At 68.5% G+C, this 13,076-nt stretch carries 13 protein-coding genes; 6 read left to right on the top strand and 7 right to left on the bottom strand.

All coding sequences use genetic code 11. The features are described 5' to 3' along the window. Positions 1 to 10: 10 nt before the first annotated feature. Positions 11 to 439 (top strand): TIGR03668 family PPOX class F420-dependent oxidoreductase, encoded by a 429-nt coding sequence (locus NTM_RS08215; protein ID WP_104865141.1) that lies wholly within the window; start codon positions 11 to 13, stop codon positions 437 to 439. Positions 440 to 525: 86 nt separating this feature from the next. Continuing rightward, a complete protein-coding gene (locus NTM_RS08210; protein WP_163766012.1) occupies positions 526 to 1,110 on the top strand; it encodes a sigma-70 family RNA polymerase sigma factor in 585 nt (194 codons plus the stop codon). Here the strand turns inward: NTM_RS08210 and NTM_RS08205 are convergent. The 3 genes from NTM_RS08205 to NTM_RS08195 all read right to left on the bottom strand — a co-directional run bounded on the left by NTM_RS08205 (position 1,086) and on the right by NTM_RS08195 (position 4,188). Further along, complete coding sequence (locus NTM_RS08205; protein ID WP_170311970.1) at positions 1,086 to 1,994, bottom strand: DMT family transporter; 909 nt, start codon at positions 1,992 to 1,994, stop codon at positions 1,086 to 1,088. The genes NTM_RS08210 and NTM_RS08205 overlap by 25 nt on opposite strands. Before the next feature lie 10 nt (positions 1,995 to 2,004). Beyond that, the gene (locus NTM_RS08200; protein ID WP_163766011.1) at positions 2,005 to 3,294 is read right to left on the bottom strand and encodes an MFS transporter; all 1,290 of its coding nucleotides are present in this window, start codon (positions 3,292 to 3,294) and stop codon (positions 2,005 to 2,007) included. A gap of 87 nt (positions 3,295 to 3,381) precedes the next feature. Beyond that, complete coding sequence (locus NTM_RS08195; RefSeq protein WP_163766010.1) at positions 3,382 to 4,188, bottom strand: hypothetical protein; 807 nt, start codon at positions 4,186 to 4,188, stop codon at positions 3,382 to 3,384. 54 nt (positions 4,189 to 4,242) lie between these two features. Here NTM_RS08195 and NTM_RS08190 point away from each other — a divergent pair, with 54 nt between their 5' ends. Beyond that, positions 4,243 to 6,126 (top strand): potassium transporter Kup, encoded by a 1,884-nt coding sequence (locus tag NTM_RS08190; RefSeq protein ID WP_232079659.1) that lies wholly within the window; start codon positions 4,243 to 4,245, stop codon positions 6,124 to 6,126. Position 6,127: 1 nt separating this feature from the next. On the opposite strand, the gene NTM_RS08185 is transcribed toward NTM_RS08190, so the two are convergent. The 4 genes from NTM_RS08185 to NTM_RS08170 are packed head-to-tail and all read right to left on the bottom strand — an operon-like array spanning position 6,128 to position 10,510. Next, positions 6,128 to 8,500: a glycoside hydrolase family 65 protein gene (locus NTM_RS08185; protein ID WP_163766009.1), complete on the bottom strand. Its 2,373-nt coding sequence runs from the start codon at positions 8,498 to 8,500 to the stop codon at positions 6,128 to 6,130. Positions 8,501 to 8,513: 13 nt separating this feature from the next. Next, the gene (locus NTM_RS08180) at positions 8,514 to 9,215 is read right to left on the bottom strand and encodes a beta-phosphoglucomutase family hydrolase (RefSeq protein ID WP_163766008.1); all 702 of its coding nucleotides are present in this window, start codon (positions 9,213 to 9,215) and stop codon (positions 8,514 to 8,516) included. A 16-nt stretch (positions 9,216 to 9,231) separates the two neighbouring features. Next, positions 9,232 to 10,101, bottom strand: coding sequence for a rhomboid family intramembrane serine protease (locus NTM_RS08175; RefSeq protein WP_104865136.1), 870 nt, complete (start codon positions 10,099 to 10,101; stop codon positions 9,232 to 9,234). A 1-nt stretch (position 10,102) separates the two neighbouring features. Beyond that, positions 10,103 to 10,510 carry a VOC family protein gene (locus tag NTM_RS08170; RefSeq protein ID WP_179963906.1) on the bottom strand — a complete coding sequence of 136 codons (408 nt, stop codon included), beginning with the start codon at positions 10,508 to 10,510 and terminating at the stop codon, positions 10,103 to 10,105. Between the two features lie 316 nt (positions 10,511 to 10,826). On the opposite strand from NTM_RS08170, the gene NTM_RS08165 reads away from it, so the two are divergent. From NTM_RS08165 to lipE, 3 genes are all read left to right on the top strand, one after another. Next, on the top strand, positions 10,827 to 11,228 hold the full coding sequence (locus tag NTM_RS08165) for a heme-binding protein (RefSeq protein ID WP_083146203.1): 402 nt from the start codon (positions 10,827 to 10,829) through the stop codon (positions 11,226 to 11,228). Positions 11,229 to 11,316: 88 nt separating this feature from the next. After that, a complete protein-coding gene (locus NTM_RS08160) occupies positions 11,317 to 11,814 on the top strand; it encodes an Rv1352/Rv1906c domain-containing protein (protein WP_163766007.1) in 498 nt (165 codons plus the stop codon). Continuing rightward, positions 11,814 to 12,983, top strand: coding sequence for a lipase LipE (lipE, locus tag NTM_RS08155; RefSeq protein ID WP_104865133.1), 1,170 nt, complete (start codon positions 11,814 to 11,816; stop codon positions 12,981 to 12,983). Before NTM_RS08160 ends, lipE begins: the two co-directional genes overlap by 1 nt. The last annotated feature ends 93 nt before the right edge of the window (positions 12,984 to 13,076 follow it).

Below are 13,076 nucleotides of genomic sequence, written 5' to 3'. Positions count from 1 at the left end.
CTCTGGTGCCATGTCAGATCCCGGGGCGTTCGACGCGACCGGCGTGTTCGCGGCTGCGCCGGTAGCGATGCTCGCCACGGCGGGGGCGGATGCGGCGCCGCATGTGGTTCCGGTGGTGTTCGCACTGCCCGAGGGCCGCACCGACATCCTCTACACCGCGGTCGACTCGAAGCCGAAGTCCACCCAGCGACTGCGCCGGCTGCGCAACATCGAGGCCAATGCCGCGGTGAGCCTGCTCGTCGACCACTACGACGACGACTGGTCGCGGTTGTGGTGGGTGCGCGCCGACGGTGTGGCCGCGATCCACCACAGCGGGGTGGAGATGGCGACGGGGTACGCGCTGCTGCGCGACAAGTACCCGCAGTATCAGCGCGTCGAGCTCAACGGCCCGGTGGTGACCGTCGAGATCCGGCACTGGGCGTCCTGGTCTGGGGGTTAACCGGTAGAGCCGGTTCCGGTTCTCCGGAGCGGGTTTGGGGGTCAGCCGGGCTGACTCGGCGCCGGCCGGAGCGCAGAGTCAGATCCATGTCCACCGGCCACCATGACGCGCAGCTCACCGCCCGCTTCGAACGCGATGTCATCCCGATGATCTCGCAGCTGTACCGGCACGCCTACCGCCTCACCCGCGACCACGCCGACGCCGAGGATCTCCTGCAGGAGACCGCGGCGAAGGCCTACGCCGCGTTCGACACCTTCCACGACGGCACGAACCTGGCCGGCTGGCTGTACCGGATCATGCGCAACACCCACATCAGCGCCTACCGCAGACAGCTGCACCGGCCGACGCTGCAGTTCACCGACGAGTTCAGCGACGGCCAACTGCTCGCGTACAGCCGCACCAGCACCGCCACCGGCTCCACCGAGGACGTGGTGCTCGCGGGCGCCAGCGATCCGGCGATCGCCGCGGCGATGCGCTCGCTGCCGGAGAAGTACCGCACGGCGGTCTACTACGCCGACGTCGAGGGGCGGAAGTTCCGCGAGATCGCCGCGTTGACCGACGTCCCGATCGGCACCGTGATGTCGCGGCTGCACCGCGGCCGCAAGCAGTTGCGCGACGCGCTGGCCGACATCGCCAGGGCCCGCGGTTACCGCTTGCCCGCCGCGGCTTGAGCCCTGCGGTTCTCGGCCTCCAACTGCTCCTCGTAGGCGCCCTCGCCGCGGCCGAGCGCGACGGTGCCCGCGGCCATCGCGACCGTCGCGACGCCGATCGCGACCATGTCCCAGCGTCCGACGTTGAGGTGCTCCCCGAGCACCACCGCCCCCAGCACCACCGCGATCACCGGCTCGAGCACCAGCATCGTCGGCACCGAGGTCTGCAGCGATCCGGCATGGAACGACGACTGCTGCAGCAGCATGGCCACCACCCCGAGCAGCGCCAGCAGGTACAGCACCGGCGTGGTCAGCACCGCGACGACGCCCTCGTGGGTGAGCAGGTGCATGACCAGTTTCGTCAGCACCGCGACCACGCCGAACAGCACGCCGACCGCGACGGCCAGCATCACCGCCCGGATCCAGCCGGCGAACCGCGCCGCGACGATCACGCACGCCATCACCGCGGCCGTGCACACCACCGCGACGATCGCCGACGTGGTCAGCGACGCCTCGTAGTCCCCGGGGCTGGCCTTGGCGAGGATCACGAACACCGCCAGCGCGATGGTCAGCAGCACCGCCCATGCCCATTCGCCGCGCGTCACCCGGCGGTGGGCCAGCCGGGCACTGAGCGGCAGCGCGAACAGCAGCGCCGAGACCAGGATGGGCTGCACCAGCAGCAGAGAGCCGTTCGCCAGCGCCAGCGCCTGGAACACGAACCCGGCGATCGCCGCCGCGGTCCCCGCCCACCACAGCGGGCGCCGGATCAGGGTCTGGAACATGACGGCGCTGACGCCGTCCTCGGCCGGTACGTCGAGGGTCGCGCGTTGCCGCACGACGATGCCGATTGCGAGAAAGACCGCAGCCAGGATCGCCAGCAGCACGGTGAGTCCATGGCCGATCACCCGCGCGAGTCTATTGGACTTGAGCGAGTGGGCGCCGAGCCGATTCGCGCAACGTCAGCACCGTCACAAGTGAGATCACCGCAGCGGTGATCAGGTAGAACGCGGGGGCGATCGAGTTGCCGGTGCTGGCGGTCAGCCACGTGACCACGTACGGGGTGGTGCCGCCGAACAGTGCGACGCACACGTTGTAGCCGACGGAGAAACCGCTGAAGCGCACCCGGGTCGCGAACAGTTCGACCCCGGCCGAGACCGCACACGAGATGTACACCGACGCGATCGCGGCCAGCATGCAGTGCCCGGCGATCGCGGCGACCAGCGAACCGGAGGTCATCAGCAGGAACAGCGGGTAGCCGGCCACGATGAACGCGACGGCGCCGCCGATCAGCAGCGGCCGGCGCCCGACCCGGTCCGACAGCGCGGCCAGCGGCAGGATCAGGATCAGCGCGACCAGGCAGGCCAGCGTGATGGACAGGAACGACTGCGACTTGGAGAACTCCAGCGTCTTGATGAAATATGTTGGCAGGAACGTGAATACCACGTAATAGCCGATGTTGAACACGATGAACAGCCCGATCACCTGCAGGATCGGACGCCACGACGTGGTGACGGCCTCCCGCAGCGGGGACTCTGCCTTCTGCTCTGCCTTGGCGAGTTCGGCGAACTGCGGGGTGTCGCCGAGGCGCAGCCGGATGTACAGGCCGACCAGCCCGAGCGGCCCGGCGATCAGGAACGGGATGCGCCAGCCGTAGCTGTCCATCGCCGCAGCGGGCAGCAACGCCTGCAGCAGCGTGACGGTGACCGAGCCGGCCAGGAAGCCGACCACCCCGGACCAGGCCATGAACGTGATGGTCAGACCCCGGCGCGCGTCGTCGGCGAACTCGGCGAGGTACACCGCGCCGCCGCCGTACTCACCGCCGGCGGAGAAGCCCTGCAGACAGCGCAGCACCAGCAGCAGCAACGGCGCCGCGACACCGATCGTCTCGTAGGTGGGCAGCAGGCCGATGCACAGCGTCGCCGCCGACATCAGCAGGATCACCAAGGCCAGTACCTTCTGCCGCCCGATCCGGTCGCCGAGCGGGCCGAAGAAGAAACCGCCGAGCGGGCGCATGAAGAACGCCGCGGCGAAGATCGCGAACGTGTTGAGCAGCGCGGCGGTGTCGTTGCCCGCCGGGAAGAAGTGCGCGGCGATGAACGTGGCGAGGAACCCGTAGATGGCGAAGTCGAACCATTCCACCGCGTTGCCGATGGACGCGCCGGTCACCACCCGGCGGATGTCGTCACCGGGTCGCACGTCGACCATGTTCCCCTCCCGAAAATAAGCGTGGCGCTGAGCATTTCGCTTACATCCCGGCATCGTTGCCGATGCCGTGGGAAACATATCGTGCCGTCAGCGGCCTACGGCGCGCTTGGCCTTGCGCACCGCGTCGGCGGCGTCCCGGCTGACCTGTTTACCGTCGGCATACGCCTTCTCGGCGGTGCTCAGTGCCTGCTCGGCGGTGGCGAGCCTGCGCTTGGCGTCGTCGTGCCTCAGCCGCGCGGCGGCGAGGTCGGCTTGCAGCTCGCTCAGCGCGGCATCGGCCTGCGCGCGGGCGTGTTCGGCGGCGGCGAGTTCGGCGCGTGCCGCCGCGCGGCCGTCCGGCTTCGGTACTGATGACTTCGGTGCCGTCTTGCGCGGCGCGGGCGCGACGGCCGCGCTGAACCCGAACTCCCCGAAACCCGACCACCGTTCGGCCTTCGTGAGCCGGCCCAGCCGTTCGGCGACCTCCGGATCGGCGATCGCGGCCTGCAACGTCGCGGTGACGTCGTCGCGCAGCGCCCCCGACGGGGTGGACAGGTCGGCGCCGGCGAGCGCGGTGCGGGTCAGCCTGTCGACGAGGGCGCGCTGCTCGGCGGTCAGCGCCCGGATCGCGTCGCCGTCCATCGACGAGTGCGCCTGGCGCAACTTCGATCCGAGTTCGGCCAGCTCCGATCGCGCGGTCCCGGTGATCGCCAGCCGGTTCACCACCCACGCCGCGGTCGTCGGCTTGCGGCACCCGCTGATCCGGCGGGCCGCGTCGGTGTCACCGTCCTTCTTGGCCGCAGCCGCGAGCGTGCCGCGCAGCGCGGTGAACTCCTCCGGTGTGGCGGAGTAGAGCTGGTCGAGAACGTCATCCACCGTTATTCCTCCACGGCAAACCCCATCAGCGACAATCATCCCATCGACGCCACCTCGGGTACCCACAATGCGCGACTGCTCCGGCCCGCGATCGTGGTCGGGGCGCTCGGCGTGGTCTTCGGCGACATCGGCACCAGCCCGATCTACACGCTCGCGACCGTGTTCGACCCCGGCGACCCGCATCCGGTTCCGGTGTCCTCACACAGCGTCTACGGCGTGGTGTCGCTGGTCTTCTGGTCGGTGATGACGATCGTGACGCTGACGTACGTGACGCTGGTGATGCGCGCCGACAACCACGGCGAGGGCGGCATCATGGCGCTGATCACGCTGGTCCGGCGCAGCTGGACCAGCAGCGGCTCGGCACCGAAGACCCGGCACACCACGCTGGTCCTGGCCGCGCTCGGAGTTTTCGGCGCCGCCCTGTTCTTCGGCGACAGCATGATCACACCCGCGATCTCGGTGCTGTCGGCGGTCGAGGGGCTCGCCGTCGTCGACCCGGATCTCAAGGACCTGGTCGTCCCGATCACCGCCGTGATCATCGTGGCGTTGTTCTCCGTGCAGCGCCGCGGCACCGCCGTGGTGGGCCGGCTCTTCGGGCCGGTGATGATCATGTGGTTCCTCGCGATCGGCGCGCTGGGCATCGTTGGCATCGCGCGCAATCCGCACATTCTTCACGCGCTGTCGCCGACCTACGCGTTCGTGTTCCTCACCGAGCACTTCCACATCGCGTTCTTCGCGCTGGCGGCGGTCGTCCTGGCCGTGACCGGCGCGGAGGCGCTGTACGCCGACATGGGTCATTTCGGCCGCAGGGCGATCACGGTCGGCTGGCTCGGCCTGGTGCTGCCCGCCTGCACCCTGAACTACTTCGGCCAGGGCGCCCTGGTGCTCGACGACCAAAGCGCGGTCACCGCACCGTTTTTCCTGCTGATGCCGGAGTGGTCGCGGATCCCGATGGTGCTGCTGGCGACCGCGGCGACGGTGATCGCGTCGCAGGCGGTGATCACCGGAGCGTTCTCGGTGGCCTCGCAGGCCGCGCAGCTCGGCTATCTGCCTCGGCTGCGCATCCTGCACACCTCGGCGTCCTCGATCGGGCAGGTCTACGTCCCGTGGATCAACGGGTTCCTGATGGTCGCGGTGCTGATCCTGGTGTTCGCGTTCCGCAGTTCCTCGGCGCTGGCGTACGCGTTCGGCATGGCGGTGACCGGCACGATGACCATCACCACACTGCTGTTCCTGTATCTCGCGCGTACCCGCGCCGGCGCACCGCTGTGGCTGATCGTGCTCGGCGGCGGCGCGCTGCTGATCGTCGATGTGACGTTCTTCGCGGCGAACCTGACGAAACTCGTTCACGGAGCCTGGCTTCCGTTGTTGATCGCGGTCTGTGCGTTCACGGTGATGACGACCTGGCAGCGGGGACGGGTGCTGGTGACCAAGGCCAGGCGCAGAGCTGAGGGCCCGATGCGCGAGTTCATCGACGGCCTGTCGACCCGCGAGCCCCCGCTGCTGCGGCTGCCCGGCACCGCGGTGTTCCTCAACCGCGGCGACGACACCGCGCCGCTGTCGATGCGCACCAACGTCGAGCACAACCACGTGCTCGCCGAACACGTGGTGATCATCTCGCTGACCACCGAACCGGTGCCCCGGGTGCCGGACTCGGACCGGATCACCGTCGACGACCTCGGCGCCGACGACGACGGAATCATCCACGTGCTGGCGCGGTTCGGCTACATGGACCGCATCGACGTCCCCTACGCGCTGAGCCTGCTCGACCCGGCGCAGACCGAAGGCCCGCTGGATCTGGCCAACGCCACCTATTTCCTGTCGAAACTCGAACTCCGCCAAGGCGATGCGCCGACGATGGCGCCGTGGCGCAAGCGTCTGTTCATCGCCACCTCACATCTGACCGCAGACGCGGCGGCCTCGTTCGGGCTGCCGCTGGACCGCACCGTGATCATCGGGTCGCGGATCCAGATCTGACTCAGCTCTGGTCGTCGCCCAGATGTCGTTGCCGCAGTGTCGGTTCCCGGCCGGGCGGCTGTTCGGGCGGCGGCAGCAACGCCTCCTTCGGTCGCACCGGTACCCGCGTCTCCTCCGTCGTGGTGATCGTCAGCGACTCCCCCGCGTGCCGGATGGTCAGTTCGCCGTGCGGCCCGTCCCGCAGTGTGTAGGTCACTGTCTCGTGGTCGGCCTCGACCGTGACCCGGAAATCGCGCCAGCGCAACCGGAACCGCAGCCGCGTGATGCCCGAGGGCAGCTGTGGATCGAGGGAGAGCATGCCCTCGTCGTCGCGAAGTCCGCCGAAGCCGGCAACCAGCGCGATCCAGCCACCGGCCAGCGATGCCAGATGCAGGCCGTCACCGGTGTTGTGATGGAGGTTGCGCAAGTCGATCAGCGCCGCTTCGTACGCGTAGTCGTGGGCCAGTTCCAGATGTCCGACCTCGGCGCACATCACCGCCTGCGTACACGCCGACAGCGACGAGTCCCGGGTGGTGCGGCGTTCGTAGTAGTCGACGTTGCGGGCCTTCTGCTCGGCGGTGAACGCGTGGCTCTGCCAATGCATGGCCAGCACCAGATCGGCCTGCTTGACCACCTGGGTCGGATATAGCCTCACATACGGTTCATGAAGCAACAGCGGATATTCGGTGTTGGACGTGAAGTCCCACTCACGCAGCGTGGTGAATCCCTCGCACTGCGGGTGCACCCCCAGCTCCTCGTCGTACGGGATGTGCACGGCGTCGGCGGCACCGCACCACGCCTCGGCCTCCTCGGAGTCGACACCCAGATCGCGGGCGGCATCCGGCCTTCGGGCGCACGCGTCGGCGGCGTAGGCCAGGTTGGCCGCGGCCATCAGGTTGGTGAACACGTTGTCGCGCACGATCGCGGTGTACTCGTCGGGGCCGGTCACCCCGTCGATGCGCCACCGGCCGTGCCGGTCGAAATGCCCGAGCGACATCCACATCCGGGCCGTCTCGACGAGAACGGCCAGGCCGCATTCCTTTTCGAGCGAATCGTCACCGGTGACCACCCGGTAGCGCTCGAACGCCATCGCGATGTCGGCGTTGACGTGGAAAGCCGCCGTCCCGGCCGGCCAGTACGCCGAGCACTCCTCGCCGTGGATGGTCCGCCACGGATAGCTGGCTCCTTCGAGGTCCAACTCGGCGGCCCGTGCGCGGGCAAGGTCCAGAATCGTGGCGCGCCAGCGCAATGCGTCGGCAGCCGCCCACGGCGCGGTGTAGGTCAGCACCGGCAGCACGAAACCCTCGGTGTCCCAGAACGCGTGGCCGTCGTAACCGGTTCCGGTCAGCCCCTTGCCCGCGATGGCCCGCCGCTCGGCACGGGCACTGGCCTGCAACACGTGGAACAGCCCGAACCGCACCGCCTGCTGGCAGTCCGCATCGCCGTCGACCTCGACGTCGGCGCAGTCCCAGAAGTCGTCGAGGTACTCGCGCTGCGAGCGCACCAGCCCGTCCCAGCCGGTGTACCGCGCTCCGGCGATATGGGCAGCGACCTGGTCGCGCAACGCCGGCGGGGAGCGCAGGCTCGACCAGCCGTAGGCGAGGAACTTGATCAGCCGAAGGCGCTCACCGGGTTTCAGCGCCGACACCACAGTGGTCCGGGCCCAGTGGTCCCCGGCGTCACCGCTGACCTCCACCCGTCCGTCGGACTCGATGACGTGATCCATCGCCGCCGCCATCGTCAGCTTGCTGGCCCTGGTGCGGTGGATCAGCAGCGCACCGCGCTCACTGACCTCGTGCTGCACCGCCTCCAGCGGTTTGTCCAGGGCGGCGGCCACCCGCGGGTCATCCTCGGGTTCGGGCAGATCCTCGTTGGCCACCAGTTCCGACTGCACGGTCAGCAGCACGCCGTCGACGGCCTCCACCACGTACTCGATCGCGGCCAGCCCGCGCTGCGCCAGCGACACCAGCCGCGTCGAGGTCAGCTTCACCCGTTTACCCGACGGCGCCGTCCAGTCCGCAGACCGGGTCAGGACGCCGGCACGCATGTCGAGAACCCTTTCGTGTGAACGCAGGTCGCCATACCGGACATCGAACGGCTCGTCGTCGACCAGCAACCGGATCAGCTTGCCGTTGGTGACGTCGACGATCGACTGGCCGTCCTCGGGATAGCCGAAACCCGCCTCCGCATATGGCAACGGGCGGATCTCGTAGAAGCCGTTCAAGTAGGTACCGGGCAGGCCGTGCGGCTCGCCTTCGTCGAGGTTGCCGCGTAACCCGATGTGGCCGTTGGACAGTGCGAACACCGACTCGGACTCGGCCAGCTGTTCGAGCCTCAGCTCGGTCTCACGGATACACCACGGTTCGACGGGAAAGGCGTCTTCGGAAATCGTCATAAGCCGGAGATCATCATGAGTCGAGCAGCTCCCCCAGGTCGGTGACGACGATATCGGCGCCGTTCTCGCGTAGCGCTTCTGACTGTCCCGTGCGGTCCACGCCGACCACGAGGCCGAACTCGCCCGCCCGCCCCGCCGCGACGCCGGACAGCGCGTCCTCGAACACCGCCGCATCGGCGGGTGCGACGTCGAGTAGCGCGGCGGCACGCAGGAACGTGTCCGGGGCGGGCTTACCCGGCAGGTTTTCTTCGCGCAGGGTGACGCCGTCGACGCGCACCTCGATATAGCGCTCCAAGCCCGTCAGCTCCAGCACCTCACGGGTGTTGGCGCTCGACGAGACCACCGCCCGCCGCAGGCCTGCCTCGGCGGCGGCCTGCAGATACCGGCGGGAGCCGTCGAACACCTCGACACCGTCGGTGCGCATCGTGTCCAGGAACATCTGGTTCTTGCGCTCCCCGAGCCGGGTCACGGTGTCCTCGTCCGCGGCGATGTCCCGGCTTCCCAGAAAGGAGCGGATCCCGTCGGCGCGGGGCTTGCCGTCGACGTACCTCTCGTAGTCCGGTCCGGCGTCGAACGGAACGAAGTCACCCCCGCGGGCGCGCAGATACTCGTCGAACATCGCCTTCCACGCGCGCCGGTGCACGCTCGCCGTATCGGTCAGCACGCCGTCGAGGTCGAACAGGCACGCGCGGATGTGTCCAGGGAGCCCGAGCATCTGTCCCCCATACCCCTCAGGCCAGGCCCATCAATCCCCGCAGTTCCGTGGTGCGCCACACCACCAGAACGGCGAAGACCACCAGCAGCGCGCCGACCGCGCCCGCCTGCACGAGGTTGCGCTGCTGCCGGGGCGCGTACCCGAACGCGGCGGCCACCAACGCGCCGGTGACCAGACCACCGACGTGACCCTGCCAGCTGATGTTCTGCGAGGTGACCAACGGGATGACGAACGTGAACACCAGGTTCAACACGATGATCACCATCACGGAGCGCACGTCCATGTTCAGCCGCTTACCGACCACGAACATCGCCCCGAACAATCCGAACACCGCCCCCGACGCGCCGGCGGTCAGCGCGTTGAGGGTCAGCAGGTAGACCAGCACCGAGCCGCCGAGCGCGCTGACCAGATACAGCGTGATGTAGCGCAGCCGGCCCAGTGCGATCTCCAGCGGCGGTCCGACGAAGTACAGCGCCAGCATGTTGAACGCGATGTGGGTCAGCCCGAAGTGCAGGAACGCCGAGGTCAGCAGCCGGTAGAGCTGCCCGTCGGCCACCGCGGGCGACCACAACCCGAAGGCACGCTGCAACTCGGGGGAGGCCATCTGCAGCGCGAAGACCAGCAGGTTGGCGGCGATCAGGCCGTAGGTGACGACCGGGGTCATCGACGACGGACGCTGCGCGCCGAACACATTGGTGACGGGCCGCACCGCTCGCGCGGCCTCGCCGACGCAGTCGACGCACTGGTGACCGACCGCCGCGTTGCGCATGCATTCTCCGCAGATGAAGCGGTTGCACCGGGTGCAGCGCACATAGGTCTGCCGGTCGGGATGGCGGTAGCAGGTGGGCACCTGCTGGTAGGGCTGGGGCTGGTACGGATAACTCACGTCAGAGCATCCCGAACAGTTCGATGTGGTTGCCGTCGGGATCGGCGACGAACATCCAGCCCATCCCGGGCACCGGTGTGAACTCGGTGACCGGTTCGACGATCTGGTACGGCGACGCCTCGAACTGTTCGGCGATCGCGCGCAGCCCGTTGACGCCGATCGTGAAGTAGCGCAGCCCGGCCTGGGCGCGGCCGCCCCCGGGCGCGGCCGGGGCCGGAGGCGGTGTCGTGTAGGTGACGAGTTTGAGCACGCTGCCGCCGAGCGAGTACCGCCGTTGCGATCCGCCGTCGAACTCGATCTCGCCCTGAGGCTCGAGTTCGAGGAAGCCTTCGTAGAAGTCGACCATCGGGGCCAGATCGGTGGTGACGAGCCCGACCTCGATGCCGGGTGTCAGCAGGTCCAGTTTCACAGCGACCAAACTATCTGCCGGCGCGATCCGGCGGTGCGGATAACGATTGGGCAACGACCCACATCACGATCAATTAAGCATTCCCGGCAAATTTTGAGAATGTTCAGAGCGCCGCGAGGGTTATTTCGTCGACAGCGAACGTCACCGACCGTATTGAGGCGAACATCACGGCCCGGATTTGTAACGTGGCACAGGCCGGTTTATTGACGCCGACTCATGACGTTTGGGCACTCCAGATCTCGGCTACCTTGGATTTCGGGCGGGGTAAGCAGTAACCGACGCACATCGCGTCATCGATGAGAAGGACCAATCCAACATGAATTTCAGTGGTAACACCGTGCGCCGTTCGCTGGCTGGTGTCGGGGCGGCATGTCTGTTCGGCGGCCTTGCCGCAGCAACCGTGGCCGGGCCGGTCGCCAATGCCCAGCCGGCGGACTGCACCGCCAGCGCACTGACCGGCACCGTGAGTTCGGTGACCGCGTCGGCGCGCCAGTATCTGGATACGCACCCGGGCGCCAACCAGGCGGTGACCGCCGCGATGAGCCAGCCGCGACCGGAAGCCGAGGCGAACCTGCGCGGCTACTTCACGGCCAATGCGAACGAGTACTACGAACTGCGCGGCATCCTGGCACCGCTCGGCGATGCGCAGCGCAACTGCAATGTGACCGTGCTGCCCGCCGACCTGCAGTCGGCCTACAACACGTTCATGGCAGGCTGATCTGTTCACCGGGACGGCGGCGGCGGGGTCATCCCCGTCGTCGCCGTTTTTTGGTCGCCACTCTCGAAAGCAATTAGACTCGCTTCCTATGAGGCTGACGAAACCGGCCGCGCTCGCCGCGACGGCACTGGTGAGCTGGTGTGTGCTCGCACCGGTGGCTTCCGCGCAGCCGGCACCCGGCCCCACCCCGGCCCCAGCTCCGGCTCCCGCCCCGGCCCCCGAAGAATCCCCGTCCCCCGAAGGCGCCGCCGAAGCGGAGGGCCCCAAGACGACGATCGAGGACGGCGGCACCTACGGGGTCGGCACCGACATCCTCCCGGGCGTGTGGCAGTCGGCCGGCCCGATCGAGGGCGGCGCCTGCTACTGGAAGCGGACCGCGGGTGAGAAGCTCGTCGACAACGCGCTGACGAAGAAGCCGGCGTTCGTGCAGATCATGCCGACCGACACGTCGTTCACCACCAGCGACTGCCAGACCTGGCAGCTGACCAACGCCCCGATGCCCCCGCCGCCCTCTCCGGCGTCCCTGCTCGGTGAGCTGACCAAGGCCATCGGGAGCGGCATGTTCTCCGGGGGTCCGCCGCCCTGATCGACGCGATCACCGCCGTCGGGCCCGAGGACCACTCCGATGTCGACCCGTCGGCCGTCGAGCGGATCTGGCAGGCCGCCGTGCACTGGTACCGGGCGGGCATGCAGCCCGCGATCCAGGTGTGCCTGCGCCGCGACGGGCGGGTGATCCTCGACCGCGCGATCGGTCATGCGTGGGACGACGTCCCGGTCCGCACCGACACCCCGTTCTGCGTCTACTCGGCGGCGAAGGCGATCACCACCACCGTCGCCCACATGCTCGTCGAGCGTGGCGTGTTCTCCCTCGACGACCGGGTCTGCGAATACCTGCCGGAGTACACCAGCCACGGCAAGGACCGCACCACGATCCGGCACGTGATGACCCACAGCGCCGGCATCCCGTTCGCGACCGGTCCCAAACCGGATCTCAAACGCATGGACGACAGCGCCTACACCCGCGACATGCTGTCGCGGATGAAACCGGTGTATCCGCCCGGCCTGGTGCACATCTACCACGGCGTGACGTGGGGTCCGCTCATGCGCGAGATCATCGACGCCGCAGCGGGCCGAAGCATCCGCGACATCCTGCACGAAGAGATCCTGGCCCCGCTGAATTTCCGGTGGACGAATTACGGCGTTGCGGCACAGGACGTTCCGCTGGTCGCACCGAGCCACGTCACCGGCAAGCCACTGCCGGCGCCAGTGGCCAAGGCGTTCAAGACCGCCGTCGGCGGGACACCGCAGACGATCATCCCGTTCTCGAACACGCCGCGGTTCCTGACCAGCGTCATCCCGTCCTCGAACACGGTGTCCAACGCCAACGAACTGTCGCGGTTCGCCGAGATCCTCTGCCGCGGTGGCGAACTCGACGGAGTCCGGGTGCTCTCGGCGCAGACGCTGCGGGCTGCGACACAGCAGGCCCGCCGGCTGCGACCGGACCTCGCGACCGGCCTGCAGCCCATGCGCTGGGGCACCGGATACATGTTGGGATCCAAGCGGTTCGGGCCGTTCGGCCGCGACGCGCAAGGCGCGTTCGGGCACACCGGGCTGACCGACATCGCGGTGTGGGCGGATCCGGAGCGCGCGCTGTCGGTGGCGGTGGTCAGCAGCGGCAAGCCGGGGCCGCACCGCGAGGCGAAGCGTTACCCGCAGCTGCTGGACCGGATCAACGCCGAGATCCCCCGGATCTGACCTCGGGCTCCGTGGTCACACCGAACGTCTAGCACTACCTGGTAGCAGGTAGTGCCGCCTGGGGGCGAGCCCTGACGACACCGGCGACAGATC

Origin of the sequence: Mycolicibacterium parafortuitum, assembly GCF_010725485.1 — a bacterium.
GTDB lineage: Bacteria > Actinomycetota > Actinomycetes > Mycobacteriales > Mycobacteriaceae > Mycobacterium.
The sequence above is the reverse complement of the archived record's forward strand: the minus strand, read 5'-3'. Positions and strand labels throughout refer to the sequence as shown.